This is a genomic window from Streptomyces sp. WAC03905, assembly GCF_057371075.1.
The window spans coordinates 5,902,851-5,928,300 of the sequence record NZ_JBXYDZ010000003.1 but is presented as its reverse complement, the minus strand read 5'-3'; the positions used below and the strand labels follow the sequence as shown (position 1 = coordinate 5,928,300).

The following is a 25,450-nucleotide window of genomic DNA, read 5'->3' as shown; positions in this document are numbered from 1 at the left end:
TCCACCGGAACCGCGTTCAGAATACTGAACGATCCAGGAGGCAGTGGGCCATGACAACGACACCAGTCTGGAGTGTGGACCCCCGCACCGGGAAGCAGCGCGAGCAGGTTGCGGTGGAGGCCACATCCCACGAGGTGGACGAAGCCGTACGGGCCGCCCATGCCGCCCGCGGCGCCCTCGCGGACGCCGCCGTCCGCGCCGCCTTCCTGCGCACCGCCGCCGAGCTGCTCGACGAGGCCGCCGCCCACGTCATCGAGGCCGCCGACGCCGAGACCGCGCTCGGCCCGGGCCGGCTCACCGGCGAACTCTCCCGCACCACCGGCCAGCTGCGCGCCTTCGCCGACGCCGTCGACGAGGGGGCCTACCTCGACGTCCGCATCGACCGCGCCGACCCCTCCCTCAGCCCGCCGCGCCCCGAGCTGCGCCGCTACAAGGTCCCGCTGGGCGTGGTCGCGGTCTACGCCGCCTCCAACTTCCCGCTGGCCTTCTCCGTCCCCGGCGGTGACACCGCGAGCGCGCTCGCCGCGGGCTGCCCCGTCGTGGTCAAGGCGCACCCCGACCACCCCGCCACCTCCGAACTGTGCGCCTCGCTGCTGCGCCGGGCGGCCGTCGCGAACGGGCTTCCGCCCGAAGTGGTGTCCGTGGTCCACGGGTTCGACGCCGGCCTGGAGCTGATCCGCCACCCGCTGGTCGCCGCCGCCGGATTCACCGGTTCCGTCCGGGGCGGGCGGGCGCTGTTCGACGCCGCCGCCGCCCGGCCCGTCCCCATTCCCTTCCACGGTGAACTGGGCTCCCTCAACCCCGTCGTGGTCACCCCTGCCGCGGCCGCCGAGCGCGCCGAGGAGATCGGCGCCGGTCTCGCGGCCTCGGTCACCCTCGGCGTCGGCCAGTTCTGCGTGAAGCCCGGCCTGGTCCTGGTGCCCGACGGCGCGGACGGCGACCGGCTCACCGGTGAGCTGACCAAGGCGCTCGGCGAGACCGAGCCCGGGGTGCTGCTCGACCACCGGATGCGGGAGAACTTCGTCACCGGTGTGCGCGAGCGGGCGGCGCTGCCCGGCGTCGAGGCCCCGGTCACCCCCGGCTCGGGCGGCGACCACACGGTGGGTGCGGGCTACCTGACCGTGCGGGCCGCGGACCTCCTCGCCGGCGACGGGCACGCCGTCCTGCTGGAGGAGTGCTTCGGCCCGGTCACCGTCGTCGTCCGGTACGCCGGCCAGGACGAGGCGGGCGCGGTCCTCGGGCGGCTCGGCGGGAACCTGAGCGCCACCCTCCAGCTGTCCGCCGCCGAGACCGAGGGCGCCCCGGGCCCGGCCGCCGAGCTGATCGAACGGGTCACGGCACTGGCGGGGCGGATCGTGGTCAACGGCTGGCCCACCGGGGTCGCGGTGGCCCCGGCCCAGCACCACGGCGGCCCCTACCCGGCCGCCACCTCCCACTCCACCTCGGTGGGCGGCACGGCGATCGAGCGCTGGCTGCGGCCGGTGGCCTACCAGTCCGTACCCGACGCGCTCCTCCCGCCCGCACTGCGCGACGCCAATCCCCTGGGCCTCCCCCGCCGGGTGACGGGCGAGGCACCCCGCCGGTAAATCCCGTTGCCCGCCCCGCGTCCCGCGGGGCAGGCTGCCGGGCATGCCGAGACCACACGGATTCACCTACGACCGCCGGGGCGACGACTGCGTCGTCATCACCCACCACGGCCGCTCCGCGGCCACCCTGCGCGGTGGGCGGGCCGCCGCCTTCCTCACCGAGGTGGAGTCCGGTGATCCGCAGCTCGTGATGGCCCGGTGGACCGGCTCGTACAAGTTCGGCAACGAGCGCACCGCGAAGAACCACCCCCGCAACCGGCGCGGAAATATCCCCCGAGGGTAAGGGAACGGCAAAGCGCCTCCGGTCGTTCTCCGGGCATGACCGCTATGACCCCTGGATCCAACCTGCCGCTCAACGCCGTCCGTGTCACGGTCGACGTGGCTGCCCCGGTGCGGCTCGACGTGTCCGCGCTGCTCCTCACGGCGGACGGCAAGGTGCGCTCCGACGCCGACTTCATCTTCTTCAACCAGCCCAGCGGGCCCGGTGTCACCTACCGGTCCGGCGGGGGCGCGGCACCGGACTCGGTCACCGTGGACACCTCCGCGGTGCCCCCGGGCATCGAGCGGATCGTGGTCACGGCCAGCCCGGACGCCGCCGGGCAGACGTTCCAGGGCATCGAGCCCACCGCCACCGTGCGCAATGCCGACGGCGGCGCGGTGATCGCCTCGTTCACGCCGCCGCAGCTGGCCACCGAGACCGCGCTCGTCGTCGTCGAGATCTACCTGCGCGGTGGCGCGTGGAAGGTCCGGGCGGTCGGCCAGGGCTATGCGAACGGCCTCGCCGGCATCGCCACCGACTTCGGCGTCAGCGTGGAGGAGGAACCGGCTCCCGCGGCCGCCGTCACCCCGCCCGCACCGGCCGCGCCCGCGGCCCCGCCCGCGCCGCCCGCCCCGCCGGTCACGCACCAGCCCTCCCCCTGGCTCACCGCCGGCGCCGGGACCCCCGCCCCGGTCACCCCCGCCCCGGTCACCCCGGCCCCGGCGCCCGCCGCGCCCCCGGCCGCCCCCGCCGCACCGCCCGCCACCGGGAAGATCAACCTGGACAAGGGCCGGGTCAGCCTCCAGAAGAACCAGACCGTCTCGCTGGTCAAGGGCGGCCGCCCGCTGCTCTCCCAGGTCAAGATGGGCCTGGGCTGGGAGCCCGCGTTCCGGGGCAAGGACATCGACCTCGACGCGTCCGTCATCGCCTACGGCCCCCAGCGCAACCACATCGACAGCTGCTACTTCGGCAAGCTGTCCATCCTGGGCGGCGCCGTCAAGCACTCCGGGGACAACCTCACGGGTGAGGGCGCGGGCGACGACGAGGTGATCGTCGTCGACCTCGGCCGGCTGCCCGCCGACGCCACCGGCCTGGTCTTCACGGTCAACTCCTTCTCCGGCCAGAAGTTCACCGAGGTGGCCAAGGCCTACTGCCGGCTCATCGACGCGGCCAGCGGCGAGGAGCTGGTGCGCTTCGACCTCACCGCCGCCGAGCCCCAGACCGGCGTGATGATGGCGAAGCTGATCCGTCAGTTCTCCGGCGAGTGGGAGATGACGGCCATGGGCGAGTTTGTGAAGTCGCGCACAGTGCGCGGCATGGTCAAGCCCGCCGCCCAGGCACTCTGAGCAGGTGGGCGGGCACCGGCGGCCACCGGACCGGACCGCGGGTGATGGATGCCACGCGTAATCCGTGAGTGGCTGTCAGTGCCCGCCCGTAGCCTTGTAGGCATGCACGAGACACTCACACCCGCGGGGCCCGCCCGCCCGTCCGCCGCCGAGGCGAACGAGGCGATACGGCACCTCGTGGAGACCCGGGTGGACGGCGAGTGGCCCTCCGAGGCCTATGAGTTCCTGCTCGCCGAGTGGGCCGAGGCCTCCCGCGCGGAGGTGTCCCCGGCCCAGTGAGGCCCGCGATCCAGGCCGGGCGGGGCGTCAGTGTGCGCGCCGCCACGGCCCCGTGACGGCCAGCATGATCCCCGGGTCCTGGATGTTCGCGTAGAGGGTCCGCCCGTCCGGCGAGAAGCAGACGCCGGTGAACTCCGAGTACTCGGGCTCCTCCGGCGTCCCGATGTTCAGCTCGTTGCGCGCCAGCGGGTAGGTGCGCCCCGCTGCGGTCGCGCCGAACAGGTGCTGCAGCCCCGAGCCGTCCTCGGCGATGACCAGGCCCCCGTACGGCGACACGGTGATGTTGTCCGGGCCGTCGTAGCCGCCGTCCACCGACGGGTCCGCGTTGACGCCGATGAGGACGGTGAGCCGGATCGTGCGCCGCTTGGGGTCGTAGAACCAGACCTGGCCGTCGTGCGCCGCGCCCGGGCTCTCCTCCCGCGCGTACGAGGAGACGAAGTAGGCGCCCCCGTCGGCCCACCACATGCCCTCCAGCTTGCGGCCGCGCGTGACCGCGGTGTCGGTGAACTGCCGCCGCACCGGCACCGTCCGCGCGTCCCGGTCCGGCACGTCCACCCAGTCGACGCCGTAGACGGTGCCGATCCGCGCGGCGCGCGAGAGGTCGTCGACGAACCGGCCCGAGCTGTCCGTGCACTTGGCGGCCTGGAGCACGCCCGCGTCGGCGGCGAGCGTACGGAGCCTGCCGCGCCCGTGCTCGAAGCCGCGGGGCGGCGTCCAGCGGTAGAGCAGCCCGTTGGGGCCGGAGGCGTCCTCGGTCAGGTAGGCGTGGCCCTGCCGCGGGTCGATGACGACGGCCTCGTGGTCGTAGCGGCCGAACGCCTTGAGCGGCTGCGGATCGCGGTTGGCGCGGCGGTCGTGCGGGTCGACCTCGAAGACGTAGCCGTGGTCCTTCGTCATGCCGTTCTTGCCGGCGAGGTCGGAGTTCTCCTCGCAGGTCAGCCAGGTGCCCCAGGGGGTGGCGCCGCCCGCGCAGTTGGTCGACGTACCGGCGATGCCGACCCATTCGGCGACCTCGCCGCCGCGCCGGACCTCGACGACCGTGCACCCGCCGGCCGCGGCCGGGTCGTAGACGAGGCCCTCGGTGAGCGGGACCGGGCGCGCCCAGTTCTCCCGCTTGCCCTTGAGCTCGTGGTTGTTGACGAGGAGGGTGACGCCGCGGTGGCCCTCGAACGCGGCCGTGCCGTCGTGGTGGGAGGGGGTGGTCTCGCCGGACTCCAGCGTGGTGACGCCGCTGTGCGTGACGACCCGGTACCGGAACCCGGCCGGGAGGGCGAGGATGCCCGCCGGGTCGGGAACGAGCGGGCCGTAGCCGGGCTCGCAGGGCCGGCCGTGCTCGTCGCGGGCCGTGCCGTCCTCGGCCGCGAGCGCGCCCGGGGCGGTGGCGAGGGCGCCGACCGTCCCGGTGAGCGCGACACCCGCGCCGGCGATGACGGTACGGGCGGTGAAGTCTCTGCGGCTGAGCGGCATCGGGTCTCCTGGGGTGGGGAGTGGTGCGCCTGTCGTGCGGTCGTCGGCGCACACGCTCCCGCCCGCACGTGAACGGCGGCTGAACTACCCACGAAGCCGAACCGACCCCTCACGCATCGGCCGCAATGGCCAACTCAGTTCCAGGAACGGCGCATTGTCACCGGGCTCCCGGGCCTCCCGGCTCAGGGCCTGCGGGAGCGCGCCTTGAAGGCGGCCTTGCGGGCCTCCTTGGCCGTCCCCCGGTCCGGGTGCAGCCGGCCCATCGCCTCCAGCACCCGGACCGTCGACGGGTGCTCCACGCGCCACACCCGGTCGAAGAAGCCCGTGTGGTGCGCGGTCAGGGTCTCCATCAGGAGGGGCAGCTCCTCGGTCTCGCCGTCCGCCGCGAGCTGGGCGGCGATCGTGTCGACGGTCAGCCAGAACACCATCTCCGGGGCGGGCGCCGGTACGTCGGCCGCCCCGTGCTCCGCCAGCCAGACCCGGGCGAGCCCGCCGAGTTCCGCGTCGTCCAGCACGGAGCGGACCGCCGGTTCGGCCTCCGGTCCGGCCGGCGCGAGCGCCTGCTGGCAGCGCAGCCGTCGCAGCGGGCCGCCCTCGTCGTCCCCGCGGGCGGCGGCGAGCAGTTCGGCGACGGCTGCGGGCAGGTCACGGCCCGCCATCCACTGCTCGATCTCGGCCTGCGCGGCGTGCTCGGGGTAGGAGGCGACGGCGTCGAGGAGGGCGTCGGCGCCCTTGCCGGCCAGTTCCCCGAGCGCGGGGGCGTCGATCCCGGCCTCCAGCATCCGGGCGCGGATGCCGTAGAGGCCGAGCGGGGTCAGGCGGACCATGCCGTAGCGGGAGACGTCCTCGTCGTCGTCCTCCCGTTCACCGAGCGGGGCGTCCTCGTCGGCCTGCGCCATGAGGTCCTCGTCGACGGGCCGGAACTCCACCAGTCCGATCGGCTCCAGCTGCCGGAACTGGTCGTCGAGGCGCATCATCGCGTCCGAGACCTGCTCCAGCACGGCGTCGCTGGGCTCGCCCATTCCTTCGGGCACGACCATCGAGGCGGCCAGCACCGGAAGCGGGATCGGTCGGTCCAGCCCCCCGGCGCCGGAGACGGTGAGCAGGTAGAGGTTGGCGAGGACCGCGTCGAGCACGTCCGCCTCGCGGCCCGGGTTCCAGTCCAGCCGGTCGAAGTCGATCTCCCCGCCCGTGTCCAGCGCGTCGACGAGGTCCTCCAGGTCGGGTACCGCCGCGTCGGCGAGCACCGCCTCCAGGGCCGCCCGCCACAGGTCGAGCACGTCCCCCGGGGTGCCGCCCGTCACCAGGGCCAGGTCCTCGCCGGGCGCGGCCGTGCCGTACGGCCCCTCGCCGGTGTCCGCGGCGTCCCCGGCCGAGGCGGCACGCCCGTCCGCGTCCGCGCCCGCCTCCTCCTCCGGCTCGGTCACGTCCACCAGTCCGGTGTCCACGGCAACCCGCCAGGCCCGGCTCGCGTACCCGGGGGCGTCCTCGTCCGCGGAGTCGAGGCCGAGGTGCGCGGCGGCGGCGGGCAGCTGGTCGGCCGCCAGTTCACCGCCGACACCGACGCGGGTCGCGGGCCCGGCCCAGCGTGCGAGCCGTACGGCGCGCGCGAACAGCGGGGCACCGAGGGCGTCGCGCGCCAGCTCCGCATCGGAGTGCAGCCGGACCGGCGGCAGTGTGGGGTGCGACTCAGCGGACATGGGGCGGCTCTCCTCGCGGACGCGGTGGTGACGGGCGGGCCGTGACGGTCCGGCCGGGCGGCCGGGCCGTCAGGTGCGCCCGAAAACCGGCGACATGGCCGACATGACGGGGCAGTGCGGGCATGGCCGATGTGGCGCAGATGACAGCCGTGGCCGTCGTACGGCGACCCAGCGTAGACGCATATCGGGCGCCTCCGACGGGCCATCGCCTTTGGTTCATCCCACAGTCAGCTGCCGTCTCCCCTGGAGGGCTTGACAACTTTGCTGGCAACACAGGAAATTGACGCGCGTAGACGTTGGGGGGCCGACCAACCCCCCGCAGATCTCGCTGCTCGCAGCCTCTCCCTACCCCTCTCCCACACCGGAGTCTCCTGACCATGCGCTCCTCGTATCCCCGCTCCGCCGCCGTCGCGGCCCTCGTCGCCTCCGCGCTGGCCACCGGCCTGCTCGCGGGCTCCGCCGACGCGGCCGAGGGCACGGCGTCCGCCGACCCGGTACGCATCCACGACATCCAGGGCACCACCCGGATATCCCCGCTCAACGGCAAGCAGGTCGCCGACGTCGAGGGCATCGTGACGGGCGTGCGGACCTACGGCTCGCGCGGCTTCTGGATCCAGGACCCCGACGCGGACGACGACGCCGCGACGAGCGAGGGCGTCTTCGTCTTCACCAACTCGGTCCCGACCGTCGCCGTCGGCGACGCGGTGAAGGTGTCCGGCACGGTCGGCGAGTACGTCCCCGGCGGCGTCAGCTCCGGCAACCAGTCGGTGACCCAGATCTCCAAGCCGACGGTCACCGTGGTCTCCTCCGGCAACGCGCTGCCCGAAGCCGCCGCGATCAACGAGTACACGGTCCCCGCCGAGTACACCCCGGCCGGCGACCCGGCCGCCGGCGGCAGCATCAACGGCCTGACCCTGGACCCCTCGCGCTACGCCCTGGACTTCTACGAGTCCCTGGAGGGCATGAACGTCAAGATCGGCACCTCGCGCGTGGTCGGCGCCACCGACCCGTACTCGGAGCTGTGGGTCACGGTCAAGGGCTGGGAGAACACCGCCAAGCGGGGCGGCACGATCTACGGCTCCTACGAGTCCCAGAACACCGGCCGCCTGCAGGTCCAGCAGCTCGCGCCCATCGCGCAGCAGCCCTTCCCGGTGGCCAACGTCGGCGACAAGCTGACCGGCACCACCGAAGGCCCCCTGGACTTCAACCAGTTCGGCGGCTACACCCTGGTGGCCCGCACCCTCGGCACCGTCAAGGCGGGCACCATCGCCCCCGAGAAGACCAAGCCGCAGGCCGAGCAGGAGCTCGCGGTGGCCACGTACAACGTCGAGAACCTCGACCCGACCGACCCGCAGGAGAAGTTCGACGCGCTGGCGAAGGCCGTCGTCGAGAACCTGGCCTCCCCCGACATCCTCGCCCTGGAGGAGATCCAGGACGACAACGGCGCCAAGAACGACGGCACCGTCTCCGCGGAGCAGACCCTCGCCAAGTTCACCGCGGCCATCGCGGCGGCGGGCGGCCCGGCCTACCAGTGGCGGACCGTCAACCCCGAGGACAAGAAGGACGGCGGCGAGCCCGGCGGCAACATCCGCCAGGTGTTCCTCTTCAACCCGGCGCGCGTCTCCTTCACCGAGCGCGCCCCGGGCGACGCGGTGACGGCGACCGGCGTCGTCAAGGAGAACGGCAAGGCCCACCTGACCCACTCCCCCGGCCGCGTGGATCCCGCGAACCCGGCGTGGGCCGACAGCCGCAAGCCGCTCGCCGGCGAGTTCGTCTTCCGCGGCAAGACGGTCTTCGTGATCGCCAACCACTTCGGTTCCAAGGGCGGCGACGAGGGCCTGACCTCCCACCACCAGCCGCCGCTGCGCTCCTCGGAGGCCAAGCGGCTGCTCCAGGCGCAGGCCGTGAACGGCTTCGTGAAGCAGATCCTGGCGGAGGACAAGAACGCCAACGTCCTCGTCCTCGGCGACATCAACGACTTCGAGTTCTCGGCGACCACCGACGCGCTGGCGGACGGCGGGGCGCTGTACCCGGCGATCAAGTCGCTGCCGAAGGCCGAGCGGTACTCCTACGTCTACCAGGGCAACGCGCAGGTGCTGGACCAGATCCTGACCAGCCCGGCGATCAAGAAGTTCACGTACGACAGCGTGCACATCAACGCGGAGTTCGCGGCGCAGAACAGCGACCACGACCCGCAGGTGCTGCGCTTCCGCCCGTAACACCGGGGCCGGAGAGCAGGGGGCCCGGCCGCCGTCCCGGCCGGGCCCCCTGCCGTCTTTCCGGCCGGGCCCCCTGCCGTCTTTCCGGCCGGGCCCCCTGCCGTCTTTCCGGTCGGGCCCCCGCCGCCTTTCCAGCCGGGCCCCCGCCGCCTTTGCAGCCGGGATGGGGACTTTCGGCCCTGGCGTGACGCTCGCCACATCTCCACCGAATCGACCGGTTGTGGTGTTGAGTGTCTGCACGCCCGATCTTGTCCCGGACCGGCTCGCGCCGCTCGTACCGCTCCCCCTGGAGGATCCTGGTGTTCCCCTCGATCTCCCTCGCGCAGGAAATAGGGCTCGCCGTCCTGCTCGTGGCAGCGGTCGTCTGGGTGGCCGGACGGGGCCACGTCCTGCGGGACGGCCGCTTCCGGCAGCCGGAGCCGGTCGTCGCCGAGGCACTGCCGGTGATCCCGGCCCAGCGCGGCTCCGCCGGGCACCCGATGGAGTCGGTGCAGCTGACCGAGGCGGAGGAGCAGGCCTTCGCGGGCCTGATCCGTACGATCCCCCTCCACTGACCGTCGGCCCGGCGCATGGGTCACCGGACTCGGCCTGCCACCAGGGCCGGGAACTCCGGCCGCAGCCTGCCGTGGTCGAGCGCGCCGACCTCGGCGACCGGCTACGGTCGACCCATGACGACACATCAGGCGGATGCCCCGTAGATCCCCGCGCAGGCTGAGGGCCGACGCGCCCGGCAGCCGCGCAGACGCGGTCGGCACGCTGCTGGTCGGCACCTGCCCGGGCCGGCCTGCACCGACCTCCACACCTACCTCTTCGTCGACGGCCTCGACGTCATCACCCGCAGCGACAGCAGGATGGCCGGGCTGTCCCCCGGGGTGCTCCTGCGCCCGGGCGGGCCGCTCCACCCGACGGACACACCCCGCACGGTGAACGTGGCCGCCGAGGTACCGCCCGGCCCGGCGCCGGAACACCTCACCGTCCGGATCGGCCTCCGCGGCGCGACGGTCGTCTGGTCCGGCCTGGTGCACCCGGGCGCCGACGGCACGGTGGTCGAGGAGGTCCGCTTCCACCTGGACCAGTACCTGGCCGAGATCGAACGGGCCCGCACGGCACTCCGCCACCTGCCCTGACCCGGCCGAACGCCCTCCCGGGCCGCGGTGGGCCGGGAGGGCGTTCGGGGTGGGACGGGGTCAGTTGTGGCTGTGCAGGACCTCGTTCAGGCCGCCCCAGGTGGCCTTGTACGGGCGGGCTTCGACGGTGCCCGTGACCGAGTTGCGGCGGAAGAGGATGTTGTCGGCGCCGGAGAGTTCCAGGGCCTTGACGACCTGGCCGTCCGGCAGGGTGACGCGGGTGCCCGCGGTGACGTAGAGGCCCGCCTCGACGACGCACTCGTTGCCGAGGGCGATTCCCACGCCCGCCTCGGCGCCGACCAGGGTGCGCTCGCCGATCGAGATGATCTGCTTGCCACCGCCGGAGAGGGTGCCCATGGTGGAGGCGCCGCCGCCGATGTCGGAGCCGTCGCCGACGACGACGCCCGCGGAGATGCGGCCCTCGACCATGGAGGTGCCGAGCGTGCCGGCGTTGAAGTTGACGAAGCCCTCGTGCATGACGGTGGTGCCCTCGGCGAGGTGCGCGCCGAGGCGGACGCGGTCCGCGTCGGCGATGCGCACGCCCTTGGGGGCGACGTAGTCCGTCATCCGCGGGAACTTGTCGATCGAGGTGACCTGCAGGTGCAGGCCCTCGGCGCGGGCGTTGAGGCGGACGGTCTCGACCTGGTCGACGGCGACCGGGCCCAGCGAGGTCCAGGCGACGTTGGCCAGGAGGCCGAAGACGCCGTCGAGGTTCTGGCCGTGCGGCTTCACCAGGCGGTGGCTGAGCAGGTGCAGGCGCAGGTACGCGTCGTGCGCGTCCAGCGGCTTGTCCTCCAGGGAGGCGATGACCGTGCGGACGGCTACGACCTCGACCCCGCGGACCGCGTCCGAGCGGATCGCCTTGGCCGCGGCGGCGCCGAGGAACTCCACGGCCTGCTCGGCGGTGAGGCGCTCGGTGCCGGCCGGGCCGGGCTCGGCGACCAGCTCGGGGGCGGGGAACCAGGTGTCGAGGACGGTGCCGTCGGCGGTGAGGGTGGCAAGTCCGGCGGCGACGGCGCCGGTGGTACGCGTAGCAGTCATGCCCGAAACCTAACCGGCGACGGCCCGAGGTTGCGAACCGGTCTCATGTGCCGGTCGGAGCGCGTGTCGGGACGCCTCCGCGGACGCGTGGTCCGACGGGCGTCGCCGCTGCCGCGCCCAGGCCCACAGCACCGCCCCGCCCGCCGCCACCGCGAGCCCGGCGCACAGCGGCCACAGCAGACCGGGCGCGGCCGAGTACAGAGCACCGCCCAGCGGCGGCCCGAGGACGACGCCGCTGACCGAGATCCCCGCGTACAGGCTCTGGAACCGCCCGACGGCGTGCTCGGGCGCCTCGTCGGCGACGTAGGCGGTGGCGGTGGTCTTGTAGAGGATCTCCCCGAGGCTCAGCAGGACCATCATCACCACGGCGCTCGCGATCCCGGCCCCGAACAGCAGGGCCCCGTACCCGGCTCCGACCAGCACCAGCCCGGCGGCGATCACCGGCAGCGCCGGCCGTTCGCGCAGCGCGACGGCGGCGGGCAGTTCCAGCAGCAGGATCACCCCGCCGTTGAGGGCGATGACGAGGCCGAAGGCGCGCGGGTCCAGGCCGTGGTCGGTGAGGAAGACGGGGAAGACGGAGTACTGCTGGCGGTAGACGACGTCGGTCACGAGGATCGCGCCGAGCAGCACCAGCAGGGCCGGCCGGGCCCTCAGTTCGGCGGCGAGTCCGCGGCCCCGACCCCCGTCCGGGGCCGCGGAGGTCGTGCGGGCCGCGCCGCGCGCCGGGACGACGCGGGCGGTCCAGAGCGCGAAGGCGAGGGTCCCGGCCCCGTCGGCGACGAAGAGCCAGTCGTACGAGAGGCCGGTCGCGACGAGGGCGCCCAAGGGCGGCCCGAGGGTGAAGCCGCCGTTCGACGCGCAGCGCACCAGGGCGAAGGCCTGGCGGCGGCCGCCTTCCGGGACGGTGACGGCGACCAGCGCGGAGTTGGCGGCGCGGATCACCCCGGAGGCGTACTGGGCCACCGGCATGGCCGCGAAGAGCAGCGGCGTCGGCAGCAGCGGGAAGGCCGCGAGGGTGACCCCGGCGAGGGTGGAAGCGGCGAGCAGCACCCGGCGGTGGCCGAAGCGGTCCCCGTACCAGCCACCGCTGAAGTTGCCCGCGACCAGGCCGACCCCGCCGATGCCGCTGACCAGGCCGGCCTGGGCGGCGCCCAGTCCGCGCGGGCCGGTCAGGTAGAGGAAGACGAAGACGAACGTGAAGCTGACGACGGCGTTGACGAACACCCCCGCAGCCAGCAGCCACACGACCCTCGGTATGTCCTTGAACCCCTGCAGCACACCCGTGCCCCCCGATTCCCCGACTAAGTTCCTTTTGGGAACGGACTATGTCAGCATGACAGCCTTGGGTCAACGGACGAAGGAGTTCCCATGGCCCAGCGCACACACCTCGGCGACGCGGACTGCGCCATCGCCCAGGCCCTCGACGTGGTGGGCGACTGGTGGACGCTGCTGATCGTCCGTGACGCCGCGCGCGGCCTGCACCGCTTCGACGAACTCCAGCGCGAGCTGGGGGTCTCCCGCAAGGTGCTCGCGGAGCGGCTGAAGCTGCTCGTGGAGGCCGGGGTGCTGTCGCGCGAGCCGTACCAGGAACGCCCGGTGCGGCACGAGTACCGGCTGACCCCGCGCGGGCGGGGGCTGCTGCCCGTCCTGGTGGCCCTCCAGGACTGGGGCGACACCTGGGTCCTGGGAGACGGAGAGATGACGGCGACGACCGACGAGGCATCACGCGAGGCGGAACGGGTGCACGCGCTGCACGGCACGCGGGTACCGCCGCTGCTGCTGCCGGACCGTTTCGGCGGGCTCAGCGACCCGGTGGCGGACACCCCGTTCACGGTCTTGTACTTCTTCCCGGGCGGATACGCGCGGGCCGAGTCCTACCCGCCGGGCTGGGCCGGGATCCCGGGCGCCAAGGGCTGTACGTTCGAGTCGTGCACGTACCGCGACCAGCTCGCGGAGTTCACCGCGGCCGGCGCCACCGTGCACGGCGTCTCGACCCAGCGCCCCGACGAGCAGCGGGAGTTCGCGGAGCAGGAGCGGCTGCGCTTCCCGCTCCTGTCGGACGCCGACCTGGCACTGACGACCGCGCTGCGCCTGCCGACGTTCCGTGCCGCGGGGGTGAGCCGGATCAAGCGGCTCACCCTGGTCGTCGACCGCGACCGCGTGGTGCGCGAGGTCGTCTACCCCATCCGCGACATCGAGGCGAGCGTGCGGACCGCCCTGACGGCGGTCCGCACCGCCGCCCCGCCGGACACCCCCTAGGCTTTGTCGTCAAAGTTGCACCTGGCCCGCGGCGCCCGGCAGCCTGACCGGCGCCACTTTGACGACAGGACCTAGCGCGGCAGGAGGCGGGCCAGCACCTCGCGGGCGTACGCCTCGTCGTACTCGGCGTCCGTCAGCAGGACCTGCAGGCTGATGCCGTCCATGGCGGCGACGAGCGCCCGCGCCGTCACCGGGTCGGTCCGCCGGGTCAGCGCCCGGCACGCGGCCTCGCACCACTCGGCGGCCACCGGCCGCAGGGCCGGGCGGCGCAGGGCCGCGAGGTAGAGCTCGTACTCCAGCTCCACCCGGCCCCGGTCCGCCGCCAGGAACTCCCCCAGGAGGCGGGCCAGCGCCCCGGCCAGGTCGGCGTCCGGGTCTGCGAGCACCGGCGCGTCCGCCACCGCCCGGGCGAAGCCCTCGTTGGCCTGCCGCAGCGCCGCCACCAGCAGGTCGTCCAGCGTCTTGAAGTGGTACGTCGTCGAGCCCAGCGGTACGTCGGCTTCCGCGGCCGCGCTGCGGTGGCTCAGCCCGGCGATGCCCCTGGCGCCCACCACGCGGATCGCGGCGTCGATGATCCGCTGCCGCCGGTCGGGGTCGTAGCGCCGCACGCCCTGCGGCATCAGTGCGCCCCGCCCAGGTTCAGCAGGACCACACCGCCGATCACCAGGGCGATCCCGGCGATCTTGGCGGCGGTGGCCGCCTCCCCCAGGAACACCATGCCGATCGCGGCGATGGCGGCGGTGCCGACGCCGGCCCAGATCGCGTAGGCCGTGCCGACCGACATGGATTTGAGCGTCTGCGCGAGCAGGGTGAAGGCGATCGCGTATCCCACCAGGGTGCCGAGCGAGGGCCACAGCTTCGTGAAGCCGTCGCTGTACTTCATGGCGGTGGTACCGGCGACCTCGGCGGCGATGGCTGCGGCGAGCAGGACGTAGGGCATGTGTACAAGGGTACACAGCGATGCGTACACCTGTACACACGAGAGGAGGCGCGCGCGACCCGGGACTCCTGCGGCCCGCAGCGCTACCCTGGCGCCTCCTCGGGCGACGGCGACGGCGACGAAGGGGCGGGCGGCGCATGGCGCAGCATTGGACCCACCAGGGCGGCTGGCTGCCGCCGCGTGCTCCCCGGCCGGGCGTGATCCCCCTGCGCCCGCTGGCCGCCCGGGAGATCCTCGACGGCACCCTCACCGCGCTGCGCCGGTACGGCGGGCGGCTGGTCGGCGCCCTGCTCCTCGGCCAGCTCGGTGGACTGCTGCTGGTCACCGCGGTCGCGGGCGCGGCCACCCTGGCCTCCCTCACGCGGACCGCGGGCAGCCGGGCCTTCGTCTACGCCCTCGTCCCGGCCACCGCGCTGTTCCTGCTGTTCAGCTGGGCACTGGCCGGCGCACTGGCCGCGGTCCTGCTCCGGCCTGCCGTGCTCGGCCGCCCCGTCGCCGTGCGCGAGCTGCTGCGGGCCGCACTGTCCCGCACGCCGGCGGTGCTCGGCGCCCGGCTGCTGGCCCTGCTCGCCGCCACCGGGCCGGGCGCCGCCGCCTTCGCCGCCGGTCTGCCGCCGCTCGCGCTGCTCCCCCTCGCCCCGGCCGCCCTGTGGCTCGCCGTGCTGTTCGCCCTGGCGCCCACGGCCGCCGGGTACGAGGGACTCGGCCCCGCCGCCGCCCTGCGCCGGTCGGCCCGCCTGGTGCGCGGCGCCTGGTGGCGGACCTTCGCCGTGACGGCCCCGGCGGGCGCCCTGGCGCTGGGCGCCTCGTACGCCTTCCAGCAGTCCCTGGGCGTCCTCGGGCTCCTCTTCGCGCCCGCCCTGCTGCTGGCCTTCCCGCAGCTGGCCGTCGGCCTGCTCTACGCCGACCGGCGGTTGCGCCGTGAGCGCCTCGCCGGGACCTTCACGGCGGAGCCGCTGGTCACGGGTTCAGCGTGAACCAGGCCGCCCGCGCCTTCTTCCACTCCGGATGCGTCAGGTCCTTGGCATCGGTGCCGTCCCCGTACAGGTCCGCGGACCCGTTGTCGGTGATCAGCTGCACCCGGGCGCCCGCCGCGGTCAGGTCCGGGACGTCCACGATCGCCTCCCAGCCGCCGGGGTCGGTGGTCGGCAGGTCGGCCCGCTTGACCGGGGCGTGGCCCGGGACGCCGTCCCACTGGTAGAGGGCGTAGGGATCGGAGTTGTCGTCGGCGGCCCAGGAGCCGGCCAGGATCAGGTACTGCCCGGCCGCGTTCTTCCTGAGGTCCCGCACGGACAGCCCGCCGAGGTCCAGCTCGACGCCCGCGCCGAAGACGGCCTTGGCGCCGTTCGCCAGGACCTGGTCGATGTTGGTCACGGGCACCAGCAGTGCCCTGCCGCCCGGCAGGGCCGGTGCCAGCGGGGCGCGGAAGCCCAGGTAGGCGGTGGTCGTGGAGCCCGGCGCGAACTCCAGCCCCTCCACGTTGAAGCCGTCGATCTGCTTGGGGGCCTCGCCGGCTGCGGTACCCGCCGCGAAGCCGTAGCGGTTGCCGTTGGCCTTGTCCCAGGCGACCAGGTCGTCGCGGAGCTTCGTGTAGGAGCGTCCGTAGGTCAGCTGCGTGCCGGATCCGGATCCGCTCACGGTGGTGGTGAACACCGTGTTCCGGGGGGCCTTGTACTCGCCGTCCTTGTTGTTGCCGAGGGAACCCGTCCAGTAGACGGTGTCGCCGATCCGGGTCGCGCCCTCGATGTCGACCTCCTTGGTGACGCCGAGCCGGGAGCTGAAGTCCCAGGTCTTCACCGGCGCGCCCGAGCGGGAACGGTCGTACAGGCGCAGCACGTTGGACTCGTCGTCGGCCACCAGCGCGTAGCCGCCGCCCACGTCCACGGCGGCCGAGGCGTCCGCGGAGCCGGTGAGCCAGCGGGCGTCCGCCGGGTTCTGCACGGCGGCCGAGGCCGCGTAGTACAGCGTCCTGGTGGCGTTCTTCCCGCCCAGTCCGGCGACCTTGACGGTGAGGTTGGTGTAGCCGCGGCCGCGTGCGGTCACGGCCAGCTGCCGCACCGCGCCGGCGCCGGTCACGGTGACGTCCCCGGTCCCGGCGACCGAGGCCCTGCTCGACGCCGAGGCGCTGACCGTCAGCGCGGAGGCATCGGCCCCGCTCTGGCCCACGGTGACGTTCACGACCGGGTCCCCGGTCGCCCCGACGGCTCCGGACAGGTAGGACGCGGACAGCGCGATCGTCGGCGTCCCGTACGTCACGGCCTGTGCGGGCGCGGTCGTCCCGGCGATCAGCAGCGCGGCGACGCCGGCGGTCCCGGCGGCGAAACGAACGGTCACGGAGGGTCCTCTCGTATGCGGCGCCACGTCCTGGCGGCCGTCGAGAAGGTTCGGCGACGACGGACAACACGAGGTGCACGCCGGCCGTCCGCCCGGAGAACAGCACGCAGCAGGGCCCCCGGCACGTGCGTGCCGGGGGCCCTGCTGTGCGAGCGGTGCTGCTCAGACGTTGAAGCCGAGCGCGCGGAGCTGCTCACGACCGTCGTCCGTGATCTTGTCCGGGCCCCACGGCGGCATCCAGACCCAGTTGATCCGGAGTTCGTTGACGATTCCGTCCGTCGCCGACTTCGCCTGGTCCTCGATGACGTCCGTCAGCGGGCACGCCGCCGAGGTCAGCGTCATGTCGAGGGTGGCGATGTTCGCGTCGTCGATGTGGATGCCGTAGATCAGGCCCAGGTTGACGACGTCGATGCCCAGCTCGGGGTCGACCACGTCGTAGAGGGCCTCGCGGACCTCCTCCTCGGTGGCCGGCTTGGTCGACGCCTCGGGCGTCGCGTTCTCGGTCATGCCGTCTTCCTCTCCGCGTCGCCCAGAGCCTGGGCGGTCGCGTCCTTCCACGCCATCCAGCTCAGCAGAGCGCACTTCACACGCGCCGGGTACTTGGAGACGCCGACGAACGCGACCGCGTCCTCCAGCACCTCCTCCATGGCCTCGTCGGGCTCGATCTTGCCCTTGGACTGCATCATCTCCAGGAACACGGCCTGGATCTTCTGCGCCTCGGCCAGTTCCTTGCCCACGAGCAGCTCGTTCAGTACGGAGGCGCTGGCCTGGCTGATGGAGCAGCCCTGGCCCTCGTAGCTGACATCTGTCAGCGTCTCACCGTCGTACTTCACGCGCAGCGTGATCTCGTCACCGCAGGTCGGGTTGACGTGGTGCACCTCGGCGTCGCCGTCGCGCAGGCCACGCCCGTGCGGGTGCTTGTAGTGGTCCAGGATCAGTTCCTGGTACATCGAATCCAGCTTCACTGCGTCCTCGTCGCCTCGTCCGTCAGCCGAAGAAGTTCCGTACGTGCTCCAGCCCGTCGACCAGTGCGTCGACGTCGGCCGGAGAGGAGTACAGGTAGAAAGACGCTCGCGTCGTCGCGGGAATTCCGTAGCGCAGGCAGACGGGGCGCGCGCAGTGGTGTCCCACGCGGACCGCGATGCCCTGCTCGTCCAGGACCTGGCCGACGTCGTGCGGGTGGATGTCGCCGAGTACGAAGGAGATCGCGGCGCCGCGGTCCTCGGCCGTGGTGGGGCCGATGATCCGCAGGTCGGGCACCTCGGCGAGGCGCTTGATCGCGTACTCGGTGATCGCGTGCTCGTGCGCGGCGATCTTGTCCATGCCGATCGCGGACAGGTAGTCCACGGCCGCGCCGAGGCCGACGGCCTGGGCGATCGGGGGCGTACCGGCCTCGAACTTGTGGGGGGCCGGGGCGTAGGTCGAGGCGTGCATCGACACGGTCTCGATCATCTCGCCGCCGCCGAGGAACGGCGGCAGGTCCTCCAGCAGCTCCTGGCGGCCCCACAGGACGCCGATGCCGGTCGGGCCGCACATCTTGTGGCCGGTGAAGGCCACGAAGTCGGCGCCGAGCGCCTGCACGTCGAGCGGCATGTGCGGAGCGGCCTGGGAGGCGTCGATCAGCACCAGCGCGCCGACGTCCTGGGCGCGCCGGACGATCGCCTCGACCGGGTTGACCGTGCCCATGATGTTGGAGACCAGCGTGAAGGAGACGATCTTCGTCTTCTCCGTGATGACCTCTTCGATGTTGGACAGGTCGAGCCGGCCGTCGTCGGTGAGGCCGAACCACTTCAGCTTCGCGCCGGTGCGCTGCGCGAGCAGCTGCCACGGGACGATGTTGGAGTGGTGCTCCATCTCCGTGATGGCGATCTCGGTCTCACGGTCGACCCGGTAGGGCTCGTCCGCCCAGCCGAGCATGTTCGCGACGAGGTTGAGCGACTCCGAGGCGTTCTTGGTGAAGATCACCTCGTCGCGGCTCGGCGCGTTGATGAAGGCGGCGACCTTGTCGCGGGCACCCTCGTACAGCGCCGTGGCCTCCTCGGCGAGCACGTGCACGCCGCGGTGGACGTTCGCGTTGTGCTGCTCGTAGTACTCGCTCAGCGCGTCGAGTACCTGGCGCGGCTTCTGCGAGGTCGCAGCGTTGTCCAGGTAAACGATCTTCTTCCCGTCGTGGACCACACGATCCAGCAGGGGGAAGTCCTTGCGGATCGCCTCGATGTCGAGGAGGCCAGGCAGCTGTGTCACGCGGTCGCGCCACCCTTCACGTACTTGTCGTAGCCCTCGTTCTCCAGCTGGTCGGCGAGCTCGGCGCCGCCGGACTCGGCGATGCGGCCGTTCGCGAACACGTGCACGAAGTCGGGCTTGATGTAGCGCAGGATGCGCGTGTAGTGGGTGATCAGCAGGGTGCCGACCTCACCGGACTCGCGGACGCGGTTGACGCCCTCGGAGACGATGCGCAGGGCGTCGACGTCCAGGCCGGAGTCGGTCTCGTCGAGGATCGCGATCTTCGGCTTGAGGAGCTCCAGCTGGAGGATCTCGTGGCGCTTCTTCTCACCGCCGGAGAAGCCCTCGTTGACGTTGCGCTCGGCGAAGGCCGGGTCCATCGACAGCTGCTCCATCGCGGACTTGACCTCCTTCACCCAGGTGCGCAGCTTGGGGGCCTCGCCGCGGATGGCGGTGGCGGAGGTGCGCAGGAAGTTGGAGACCGAGACTCCGGGGACCTCGACCGGGTACTGCATGGCGAGGAAGACGCCGGCGCGGGCGCGCTCGTCGACGGACATCTCCAGGACGTCCTCGCCGTCGAGGGTCACAGTGCCACCGGTGACGGTGTACTTCGGGTGACCGGCCAGGGAGTACGCCAGCGTGGACTTGCCGGAGCCGTTCGGACCCATGATGGCGTGCGTCTCACCCTGCTTGACGGTGAGGTCGACGCCCTTGAGGATCTCGCGGGCGCCGTTCTCGGCCTCGACGGAGACGTGCAGGTCGTGGATTTCAAGCGTTGCCATGGATACCTCAGGACTCCTGGGTGAGGGAGACGAGCACGTCGTCCCCTTCGATCTTTACGGGGTAAACGGGGACGGGGCGCGTCGCGGGCAGGCCGGACGGCTTGCCGGTGCGCAGGTCGAAGGCCGACCCGTGCAGCCAGCACTCGATCATGCAGTCCTCGACCTCGCCCTCCGAGAGCGAGACGTTCGCGTGCGAGCAGATGTCGTTGATGGCGAACACCTCCCCGTCGGTGGAGACGATGGACACCGGCGTGCCGTCGAGTTCCACCCGCTTGGGGGTGTTCTCCTCCAGCTCGCTCAGCGCGCAGGCCTTGACGTAGGTCATCAGACGGAACCCTGGAGCTCGGCCTCGATCTTGGAGATCAGGCGCTCCTCGATGTCGTCGACGCCGATCTGCTGGACGAGCTCGGCGAAGAAGCCGCGGACGACCAGGCGGCGGGCCTCGTCGGCCGGGATGCCGCGGGCCTGCAGGTAGAAGAGCTGCTCGTCGTCGAAGCGGCCGGTGGCGGAGGCGTGGCCGGCGCCGACGATCTCGCCGGTCTCGATCTCCAGGTTCGGCACGGAGTCGACCCGCGCGCCGTCCGTGAGGACGAGGTTGCGGTTCATCTCGTACGTGTCGGTGCCCTCGGCGCTCTTCTCGATGAGCACGTCGCCGATCCAGACGGCGTGGGCGTCCTGGCCCTGGAGCGCGCCCTTGTAGACCACGTTCGACTTGCAGTGCGGGGCGTCGTGCGTGACGAGGAGGCGGTGCTCCTGGTGCTGGCCGGCGTCCGTGAAGTACAGGCCGAGCATCTCGGCCTCGCCGCCGGGGCCCGCGTAGGTGACGCGCGGGTGCAGGCGGACGAGGTCGCCGCCGAAGGTGACGACGACGGACTTGAAGGTCGCGTCGCGGCCGACGAGGGCGTTGTGCTGGGAGGTGTGGACGGCGGTGTCGTCCCAGTCCTGGACGGACACGAAGGTCACCTTGGCGCCGGCGCCGACGAGGATGTCCACGTTGGCGGCGCGCACGCCGTCGCCGGTGTGGTCGATCACGATGATCGCCTCGGCGAAGGGCTTCACGTCGAAGACGGTGTGGCCGAAGGTGGTGCCGCCCTCACCGTGCAGGGCGACCCGGATGGGCTCGCTGAGCACGGTCTCCTTGGGCACGGTGATGACCGTGGCCTTGGCGAAGGACGAGAAGGCCTGTGCGGCGACGCGGTCGACGGGGGTGCCGGCCTTGCCGATCCGCTCGTCGCCGCGCTCCACGGACTCGACCGTGACGCCCTCGGGCGCGTCGATCTGGGCCTTGATGGCGCCGTCCGCGACGGCGGTGCCGTCGTGCAGGCCCTTGAGGCGGGCGAGCGGCGTGAAGCGCCACTCCTCCTCGCGGCCGTGCGGGACCGGGAAGTCGGCCACGTCGAAGGACGGGGGCGCGCTCATCCGGGTGGCGACGGTGGACTCGGCGGCCACCGCGATCGCGCCGGCGGTGGTGGAGCCCGCCGCGGGGGTACCGCCCTGAACCGTCAGGTTCTTGGGGGCGTTCTGAGCCTCAGCCATGGCTGTCGTGTTGCTCTCTTCCTACGTCTACAGAATCGTCGCTGTACTGCGGTTCGGGGGCGGTCGGCGGGTCAGCCGACCGAGCCCTCCATCTGCAGTTCGATCAGCCGGTTGAGCTCCAGCGCGTACTCCATCGGCAGCTCCTTCGCGATCGGCTCGACGAAGCCGCGCACGATCATGGCCATGGCCTCGAACTCGGTGAGGCCGCGCTGCATCAGGTAGAAGAGCTGGTCGTCGGAGACCTTGGAGACGGTGGCCTCGTGGCCCATCGTCACGTCGTCCTCGCGGACGTCCACGTACGGGTACGTGTCCGAGCGGGAGATGGTGTCCACGAGCAGCGCGTCGCACAGGACGTTGGACTTCGATCCGGCGGCGCCCTCGCCGATCTCCACCAGACCGCGGTAGGAGGTGCGGCCACCGCCACGGGCCACCGACTTGGAGACGATGTTCGAGGAGGTGTTCGGCGCCATGTGGACCATCTTGGAGCCGGCGTCCTGGTGCTGGCCCTCGCCCGCGAAGGCGATGGACAGGGTCTCGCCCTTGGCGTGCTCGCCCATCAGGTAGACGGCCGGGTACTTCATGGTGACCTTGGAACCGATGTTGCCGTCGATCCACTCCATGGTCGCGCCCTCGTACGCCACGGCGCGCTTGGTGACCAGGTTGTAGACGTTGTTCGACCAGTTCTGGATCGTCGTGTAGCGGCAGCGGCCGCCCTTCTTCACGATGATCTCGACGACGGCGCTGTGCAGCGAGTCCGAGGAGTAGATCGGGGCGGTGCAGCCCTCGACGTAGTGGACGTAGGCGTCCTCGTCGACGATGATCAGCGTCCGCTCGAACTGACCCATGTTCTCCGTGTTGATGCGGAAGTAGGCCTGGAGCGGGATGTCCACGTGGACACCCTTGGGGACGTAGATGAACGAGCCGCCGGACCACACCGCGGTGTTCAGCGAGGCGAACTTGTTGTCGCCGACCGGGATGACCGTGCCGAAGTACTCCTGGAAGAGCTCCGGGTGCTCCTTGAGGGCGGTGTCCGTGTCGAGGAAGATCACGCCCTGCTCCTCCAGGTCCTCGCGGATCTGGTGGTAGACGACCTCGGACTCGTACTGGGCGGCGACACCGGCGACGAGGCGCTGCTTCTCCGCCTCCGGGATGCCGAGCTTGTCGTACGTGTTCTTGATGTCCTCGGGCAGGTCCTCCCAGGAAGCGGCCTGCTTCTCGGTGGAGCGCACGAAGTACTTGATGTTGTTGAAGTCGATGCCCGAGAGGTCGGAGCCCCACATCGGCATGGGCTTCTTGTCGAACAGCTTCAGGCCCTTGAGGCGGAGGTTCAGCATCCACTCCGGCTCGGACTTCTTCGCCGAGATGTCGCGGACGACGTCCTCGGACAGACCCCGCTTGGCGGCGGCACCGGCCGCGTCGGAGTCGGCCCAGCCGTATTCATAGGTGCCCAGGCCATCGAGCTCAGGGTGAGCGGTCTCCGTGGTCATGCGGGGTTCCTCCCGGCCGTACTTGCAGATACTGATGTGTCGGTCTGTGTGGTGCCCGCGCTTCGCGGAATGAACGTCGTGCACACTCCGTCGCCATGGGCGATCGTCGCGAGGCGCTGCACGTGCGTCCCGAGCAGGCGGGAGAAGACCTCGGTCTCCGCCTCGCAGAGCTGCGGGAACTGCTCGGCCACGTGGGCGACCGGGCAGTGGTGCTGGCAGAGCTGTTCACCGCTGTGCGGACCGGGAGCGCTCTTCGCCGTAGCAGCGTACCCGTCCTGCGTCAACGCCCTGGCAAGGGCCTCCGTGCGGCCCTCGGGGGCGGCCGCCTCGACGGCTTCCCGGTAGGCCTGCGCCTGCGTCTCCATCCGCGACCGGGCGAAGGCGGCGACGGCCGCCTCGCCCTGCTCGCCACCGCCGACGGACTGCGCGATCCAGCGCAAAGCGTCCGCGGCGAGCTTGTCGTAGGACTGGTCGAAGGCGTCGCGGCCGCAGTCGGTGAGCGCGAAGACCTTGGCGGGCCGACCCCGGGTCCGCGCTCCGTACACCCGCTGCTCACGGGCTTCGACGACGTCGTCGGCGACGAGCGTGTCGAGGTGGCGGCGGACGGCGGCCTGGGTGAGGCCGAGGCGCTGGGCGAGGTCGGCGACGGTGGACGGACCGTGGTCCAGGATCGAGCGCGCCACGCGGTTGCGGGTTGACCGCTCCCCGGTGGCGAGCTCCCCCTGGGGGGCCTCGTTCTGCCGTTCGCCGTATTTCACAACACCATTGTTGCGTAATTAACCGAGCCCGGACAAGCCGTGACGGACGCCACGCCTGGTGGCCTCCATCACTAAGGGTTACCTTATTTATCGACGGAGAGTTATTCGGAGGACGGAATTCCACTCACCCGCGAAAGGGCTCGACGCGCCGCATTCCCCACTCCCACCAGCACTCTTGCACCCTCGGCGGTTTCCGGCGCCCACCAGCGCGGCCCCCATGAAAGATCACCGAAACCGGATGGGCCGCCCGAAACCACGGGACCGAAAAAAGCCGTGACCGCGACCGGGCGTTCGAATGATTCGGCCCCGGGACCCGCGATCCGGGGCGCGCACCACGGCTCCGTAGACTCACCCACCATGAGCAACGACCCCGCCGTGGAGATCCGCGGACTGGTGAAGCGGTACGGCCCCAAGACGGCGGTGGACGGACTGGACCTCACCGTCCGCAAGGCCTCCGTCACCGCGGTCCTCGGACCCAACGGGGCGGGCAAGACCACCACCGTGGAGACCTGCGAGGGCTACCACCGCCCCGACGCCGGCACCGTCCGCGTCCTCGGTCTCGACCCGGTCGCCCAGGCCCCGGCCCTGCGCCCGCGCATCGGCGTGATGCTCCAGTCCGGAGGCGTCTACTCCGGGGCCCGCGCCGTCGAGATGCTGCGCCACATGGCCACGCTGTACGCCGACCCGATCGACCCGGACATCCTGGTGGAACGCCTCGGACTCGGCGGCTGCGGCCGCACTCCCTACCGCCGGCTGTCCGGCGGCCAGCAGCAGCGCCTCGCCCTGGCCATGGCCGTCGTCGGCCGCCCGGAGCTGGTCTTCCTCGACGAGCCCACCGCCGGCCTGGACCCGCAGGCCCGCCGCGCCACCTGGGACCTCGTACGGGAACTGCGCGCCGACGGGGTCACCGTCGTCCTCACCACCCACCACATGGACGAGGCCGAGCAGCTCTCGGACGAGGTCGCCATCGTCGACGCGGGCCGGGTCATCGCGCACGGCAGCCCCGAGCAGCTGTGCCGGGGCGGCGCCGAGAACACCCTGCGCTTCACCGGCCGCCCCGCCCTCGACCTGGCCTCGCTGCTGAAGGCCCTGCCCGACGGCAGCCGGGCGGCCGAGGTCACCACCGGCGTCTACCGGGTGACCGGCGAGGTCGACCCGCAGCTGCTGGCCACCGTGGCCTCCTGGTGCGCGCAGAACGGCGTGATGCCGGACAGCCTCGCGGTGCAGCGGCACACCCTCGAAGACGTCTTCCTCGAACTGACCGGTAAGGAGCTGCGCGCATGAGCGCCGGTACGTTCACCCCCCGCCCGGGGGCCGCGCCCGTGTCCCGCATGATCCTCGCGCAGACGGCGCTGGAGACCCGGATGCTGCTGCGCAACGGCGAACAGCTGCTCCTGACCGTGATCATCCCGGCGCTGCTCCTGGTGCTCTTCTCCGCCGTCGACATCGTCGACACGGGCGCCGGGGAGCCGGTCGACTTCCTCGCCCCCGGCGTCCTCGCCCTCGCCGTGATGTCCACCGCCTTCACCGGCCAGGCCATCGCCACCGGCTTCGACCGCCGCTACGGGGTCCTCAAGCGGCTCGGGGCCTCCCCGCTGCCGCGGTGGGCGCTGATGGCAGCCAAGACCCTCTCGGTGCTGGTCACCGAGGTGCTCCAGATCGCCCTGCTGACGGTGATCGCACTCGCCCTGGGCTGGTCCCCGCACGGCAACCCGCTCGCGGTCGCCGCGCTCATCCTGCTGGGCACCGCCGCCTTCTCGGGGCTCGGCCTGCTGATGGCGGGCACCCTCAAGGCCGAGGCCACCCTGGCCGCCGCCAACCTGGTCTTCCTGCTGCTGCTGGTCGGCGGCGGGGTGATCGTGCCGCTCGACAGGTTCCCGGAAGCCGTCCGGTCCGTTCTGGAGCTGCTGCCGATCTCGGCCCTGTCCGACGCACTGCGCGAGGTGCTCCGCAACGGCGCCGGGCTGCCGTGGGGCGACGCGGCCGTCCTCGCGGTCTGGTCCGTACTCGGTCTGGGCGCCGCCGCGCGCCTCTTCCGCTGGGAATGAAACCCTTCCCCTGCCGGCCGCGCAGCCGGGAGGATGGGCGCCTCCACACATGAAGCCGG

26 protein-coding genes are annotated in these 25,450 nt (G+C 72.2%); 11 read left to right on the top strand and 15 right to left on the bottom strand.

The window, feature by feature from the left end; genetic code table 11:
* The first annotated feature begins 50 nt into the window (after window positions 1-50).
* The 4 genes from AC2RP6_RS29280 to AC2RP6_RS29265 all read left to right on the top strand — a co-directional run bounded on the left by AC2RP6_RS29280 (window position 51) and on the right by AC2RP6_RS29265 (window position 3,470).
* On the top strand, window positions 51-1,586 hold the full coding sequence (locus AC2RP6_RS29280; RefSeq protein WP_486448891.1) for an aldehyde dehydrogenase (NADP(+)): 1,536 nt from the start codon (window positions 51-53) through the stop codon (window positions 1,584-1,586).
* Between the two features lie 43 nt (window positions 1,587-1,629).
* Window positions 1,630-1,869, top strand: a complete 240-nt coding sequence (locus AC2RP6_RS29275; protein ID WP_486448890.1) for a hypothetical protein — start codon at window positions 1,630-1,632, stop codon at window positions 1,867-1,869.
* Between the two features lie 35 nt (window positions 1,870-1,904).
* Entirely contained in the window at window positions 1,905-3,191 is a 1,287-nt protein-coding gene (locus AC2RP6_RS29270) for a TerD family protein (RefSeq protein ID WP_486448889.1), read from the top strand.
* A gap of 102 nt (window positions 3,192-3,293) precedes the next feature.
* Complete coding sequence (locus AC2RP6_RS29265) at window positions 3,294-3,470, top strand: hypothetical protein (protein ID WP_356812006.1); 177 nt, start codon at window positions 3,294-3,296, stop codon at window positions 3,468-3,470.
* Between the two features lie 27 nt (window positions 3,471-3,497).
* Here AC2RP6_RS29265 and AC2RP6_RS29260 read toward each other — a convergent pair whose 3' ends face one another.
* On the bottom strand, window positions 3,498-4,937 hold the full coding sequence (locus AC2RP6_RS29260; RefSeq protein WP_486448888.1) for an alkaline phosphatase PhoX: 1,440 nt from the start codon (window positions 4,935-4,937) through the stop codon (window positions 3,498-3,500).
* Between the two features lie 182 nt (window positions 4,938-5,119).
* Window positions 5,120-6,637 (bottom strand): hypothetical protein, encoded by a 1,518-nt coding sequence (locus AC2RP6_RS29255; RefSeq protein WP_486448887.1) that lies wholly within the window; start codon window positions 6,635-6,637, stop codon window positions 5,120-5,122.
* Between the two features lie 377 nt (window positions 6,638-7,014).
* On the opposite strand from AC2RP6_RS29255, the gene AC2RP6_RS29250 reads away from it, so the two are divergent.
* From AC2RP6_RS29250 to AC2RP6_RS29240, 3 genes are all read left to right on the top strand, one after another.
* A complete protein-coding gene (locus AC2RP6_RS29250; protein WP_486448886.1) occupies window positions 7,015-8,856 on the top strand; it encodes an endonuclease/exonuclease/phosphatase family protein in 1,842 nt (613 codons plus the stop codon).
* Window positions 8,857-9,155: 299 nt separating this feature from the next.
* Window positions 9,156-9,410, top strand: coding sequence for a hypothetical protein (locus AC2RP6_RS29245; protein ID WP_486448885.1), 255 nt, complete (start codon window positions 9,156-9,158; stop codon window positions 9,408-9,410).
* Between the two features lie 297 nt (window positions 9,411-9,707).
* Window positions 9,708-9,983 carry a hypothetical protein gene (locus tag AC2RP6_RS29240; protein ID WP_486448884.1) on the top strand — a complete coding sequence of 92 codons (276 nt, stop codon included), beginning with the start codon at window positions 9,708-9,710 and terminating at the stop codon, window positions 9,981-9,983.
* A 60-nt stretch (window positions 9,984-10,043) separates the two neighbouring features.
* On the opposite strand, the gene dapD is transcribed toward AC2RP6_RS29240, so the two are convergent.
* Together dapD and AC2RP6_RS29230 are read right to left on the bottom strand one after the other, a co-directional pair.
* On the bottom strand, window positions 10,044-11,024 hold the full coding sequence (dapD, locus tag AC2RP6_RS29235) for a 2,3,4,5-tetrahydropyridine-2,6-dicarboxylate N-succinyltransferase (RefSeq protein ID WP_486448883.1): 981 nt from the start codon (window positions 11,022-11,024) through the stop codon (window positions 10,044-10,046).
* A gap of 9 nt (window positions 11,025-11,033) precedes the next feature.
* A complete protein-coding gene (locus AC2RP6_RS29230; protein ID WP_486450490.1) occupies window positions 11,034-12,299 on the bottom strand; it encodes an MFS transporter in 1,266 nt (421 codons plus the stop codon).
* 93 nt (window positions 12,300-12,392) lie between these two features.
* Here AC2RP6_RS29230 and AC2RP6_RS29225 point away from each other — a divergent pair, with 93 nt between their 5' ends.
* A complete protein-coding gene (locus AC2RP6_RS29225; RefSeq protein WP_486448882.1) occupies window positions 12,393-13,283 on the top strand; it encodes a winged helix-turn-helix transcriptional regulator in 891 nt (296 codons plus the stop codon).
* A 71-nt stretch (window positions 13,284-13,354) separates the two neighbouring features.
* Here the strand turns inward: AC2RP6_RS29225 and AC2RP6_RS29220 are convergent, their stop codons facing one another.
* Complete coding sequence (locus AC2RP6_RS29220; RefSeq protein WP_486448881.1) at window positions 13,355-13,903, bottom strand: TetR/AcrR family transcriptional regulator; 549 nt, start codon at window positions 13,901-13,903, stop codon at window positions 13,355-13,357.
* Window positions 13,903-14,223, bottom strand: coding sequence for a DMT family transporter (locus AC2RP6_RS29215; protein ID WP_486448880.1), 321 nt, complete (start codon window positions 14,221-14,223; stop codon window positions 13,903-13,905). Before AC2RP6_RS29215 ends, AC2RP6_RS29220 begins: the two co-directional genes overlap by 1 nt.
* A 137-nt stretch (window positions 14,224-14,360) precedes the next feature.
* Between AC2RP6_RS29215 and AC2RP6_RS29210 the strand changes: the two genes are divergently transcribed.
* A complete protein-coding gene (locus AC2RP6_RS29210; RefSeq protein WP_486448879.1) occupies window positions 14,361-15,200 on the top strand; it encodes a hypothetical protein in 840 nt (279 codons plus the stop codon).
* Here AC2RP6_RS29210 and AC2RP6_RS29205 read toward each other — a convergent pair.
* The 9 genes from AC2RP6_RS29205 to AC2RP6_RS29165 form a co-directional block, all read right to left on the bottom strand.
* Window positions 15,184-16,515 (bottom strand): hypothetical protein, encoded by a 1,332-nt coding sequence (locus AC2RP6_RS29205; protein WP_486450489.1) that lies wholly within the window; start codon window positions 16,513-16,515, stop codon window positions 15,184-15,186. The genes AC2RP6_RS29210 and AC2RP6_RS29205 overlap by 17 nt on opposite strands.
* A 204-nt stretch (window positions 16,516-16,719) precedes the next feature.
* Entirely contained in the window at window positions 16,720-17,064 is a 345-nt protein-coding gene (locus AC2RP6_RS29200) for a metal-sulfur cluster assembly factor (protein ID WP_030027092.1), read from the bottom strand.
* A complete protein-coding gene (sufU, locus tag AC2RP6_RS29195; protein ID WP_030027090.1) occupies window positions 17,061-17,522 on the bottom strand; it encodes a Fe-S cluster assembly sulfur transfer protein SufU in 462 nt (153 codons plus the stop codon). The genes AC2RP6_RS29200 and sufU overlap by 4 nt, the downstream gene beginning before the upstream one ends.
* A gap of 22 nt (window positions 17,523-17,544) precedes the next feature.
* The gene (locus AC2RP6_RS29190; RefSeq protein ID WP_486448878.1) at window positions 17,545-18,801 is read right to left on the bottom strand and encodes a cysteine desulfurase; all 1,257 of its coding nucleotides are present in this window, start codon (window positions 18,799-18,801) and stop codon (window positions 17,545-17,547) included.
* Window positions 18,798-19,562: a Fe-S cluster assembly ATPase SufC gene (sufC, locus tag AC2RP6_RS29185; RefSeq protein WP_486448877.1), complete on the bottom strand. Its 765-nt coding sequence runs from the start codon at window positions 19,560-19,562 to the stop codon at window positions 18,798-18,800. The genes AC2RP6_RS29190 and sufC overlap by 4 nt, the downstream gene beginning before the upstream one ends.
* A 7-nt stretch (window positions 19,563-19,569) precedes the next feature.
* Window positions 19,570-19,887, bottom strand: coding sequence for a bifunctional 3-phenylpropionate/cinnamic acid dioxygenase ferredoxin subunit (locus AC2RP6_RS29180; RefSeq protein WP_486448876.1), 318 nt, complete (start codon window positions 19,885-19,887; stop codon window positions 19,570-19,572).
* Window positions 19,887-21,098, bottom strand: coding sequence for a Fe-S cluster assembly protein SufD (gene sufD, locus AC2RP6_RS29175; RefSeq protein WP_486448875.1), 1,212 nt, complete (start codon window positions 21,096-21,098; stop codon window positions 19,887-19,889). Before sufD ends, AC2RP6_RS29180 begins: the two co-directional genes overlap by 1 nt.
* A gap of 71 nt (window positions 21,099-21,169) precedes the next feature.
* A complete protein-coding gene (gene sufB, locus AC2RP6_RS29170; RefSeq protein WP_361599162.1) occupies window positions 21,170-22,585 on the bottom strand; it encodes a Fe-S cluster assembly protein SufB in 1,416 nt (471 codons plus the stop codon).
* Complete coding sequence (locus tag AC2RP6_RS29165; protein ID WP_486448874.1) at window positions 22,582-23,343, bottom strand: helix-turn-helix transcriptional regulator; 762 nt, start codon at window positions 23,341-23,343, stop codon at window positions 22,582-22,584. The genes sufB and AC2RP6_RS29165 overlap by 4 nt, the downstream gene beginning before the upstream one ends.
* A gap of 357 nt (window positions 23,344-23,700) precedes the next feature.
* Here AC2RP6_RS29165 and AC2RP6_RS29160 point away from each other — a divergent pair, with 357 nt between their 5' ends.
* Window positions 23,701-24,627 (top strand): ABC transporter ATP-binding protein, encoded by a 927-nt coding sequence (locus tag AC2RP6_RS29160; RefSeq protein WP_486448873.1) that lies wholly within the window; start codon window positions 23,701-23,703, stop codon window positions 24,625-24,627.
* Window positions 24,624-25,391 carry an ABC transporter permease gene (locus tag AC2RP6_RS29155; protein ID WP_486448872.1) on the top strand — a complete coding sequence of 256 codons (768 nt, stop codon included), beginning with the start codon at window positions 24,624-24,626 and terminating at the stop codon, window positions 25,389-25,391. Before AC2RP6_RS29160 ends, AC2RP6_RS29155 begins: the two co-directional genes overlap by 4 nt.
* Window positions 25,392-25,450 lie beyond the last annotated feature (59 nt).

Excerpts from the sequence above, each read along its gene's own strand:
- AC2RP6_RS29280 (WP_486448891.1), top strand. The coding sequence starts at position 51 with ATGACAACGACACCAGTCTGGAGTGTGGACCCCCGCACCGGGAAGCAG.
- AC2RP6_RS29275 (WP_486448890.1), top strand. The coding sequence starts at position 1,630 with ATGCCGAGACCACACGGATTCACCTACGACCGCCGGGGCGACGACTGC.
- AC2RP6_RS29270 (WP_486448889.1), top strand. The coding sequence starts at position 1,905 with ATGACCGCTATGACCCCTGGATCCAACCTGCCGCTCAACGCCGTCCGT.
- AC2RP6_RS29265 (WP_356812006.1), top strand. The coding sequence starts at position 3,294 with ATGCACGAGACACTCACACCCGCGGGGCCCGCCCGCCCGTCCGCCGCC.
- AC2RP6_RS29260 (WP_486448888.1), bottom strand. The coding sequence starts at position 4,937 with ATGCCGCTCAGCCGCAGAGACTTCACCGCCCGTACCGTCATCGCCGGC.
- AC2RP6_RS29255 (WP_486448887.1), bottom strand. The coding sequence starts at position 6,637 with ATGTCCGCTGAGTCGCACCCCACACTGCCGCCGGTCCGGCTGCACTCC.
- AC2RP6_RS29250 (WP_486448886.1), top strand. The coding sequence starts at position 7,015 with ATGCGCTCCTCGTATCCCCGCTCCGCCGCCGTCGCGGCCCTCGTCGCC.
- AC2RP6_RS29240 (WP_486448884.1), top strand. The coding sequence starts at position 9,708 with ATGGCCGGGCTGTCCCCCGGGGTGCTCCTGCGCCCGGGCGGGCCGCTC.
- dapD (WP_486448883.1), bottom strand. The coding sequence starts at position 11,024 with ATGACTGCTACGCGTACCACCGGCGCCGTCGCCGCCGGACTTGCCACC.
- AC2RP6_RS29225 (WP_486448882.1), top strand. The coding sequence starts at position 12,393 with ATGGCCCAGCGCACACACCTCGGCGACGCGGACTGCGCCATCGCCCAG.
- AC2RP6_RS29220 (WP_486448881.1), bottom strand. The coding sequence starts at position 13,903 with ATGCCGCAGGGCGTGCGGCGCTACGACCCCGACCGGCGGCAGCGGATC.
- AC2RP6_RS29215 (WP_486448880.1), bottom strand. The coding sequence starts at position 14,223 with ATGCCCTACGTCCTGCTCGCCGCAGCCATCGCCGCCGAGGTCGCCGGT.
- AC2RP6_RS29210 (WP_486448879.1), top strand. The coding sequence starts at position 14,361 with ATGGCGCAGCATTGGACCCACCAGGGCGGCTGGCTGCCGCCGCGTGCT.
- AC2RP6_RS29200 (WP_030027092.1), bottom strand. The coding sequence starts at position 17,064 with ATGACCGAGAACGCGACGCCCGAGGCGTCGACCAAGCCGGCCACCGAG.
- sufC (WP_486448877.1), bottom strand. The coding sequence starts at position 19,562 with ATGGCAACGCTTGAAATCCACGACCTGCACGTCTCCGTCGAGGCCGAG.
- AC2RP6_RS29180 (WP_486448876.1), bottom strand. The coding sequence starts at position 19,887 with ATGACCTACGTCAAGGCCTGCGCGCTGAGCGAGCTGGAGGAGAACACC.
- sufD (WP_486448875.1), bottom strand. The coding sequence starts at position 21,098 with ATGGCTGAGGCTCAGAACGCCCCCAAGAACCTGACGGTTCAGGGCGGT.
- sufB (WP_361599162.1), bottom strand. The coding sequence starts at position 22,585 with ATGACCACGGAGACCGCTCACCCTGAGCTCGATGGCCTGGGCACCTAT.
- AC2RP6_RS29160 (WP_486448873.1), top strand. The coding sequence starts at position 23,701 with ATGAGCAACGACCCCGCCGTGGAGATCCGCGGACTGGTGAAGCGGTAC.
- AC2RP6_RS29155 (WP_486448872.1), top strand. The coding sequence starts at position 24,624 with ATGAGCGCCGGTACGTTCACCCCCCGCCCGGGGGCCGCGCCCGTGTCC.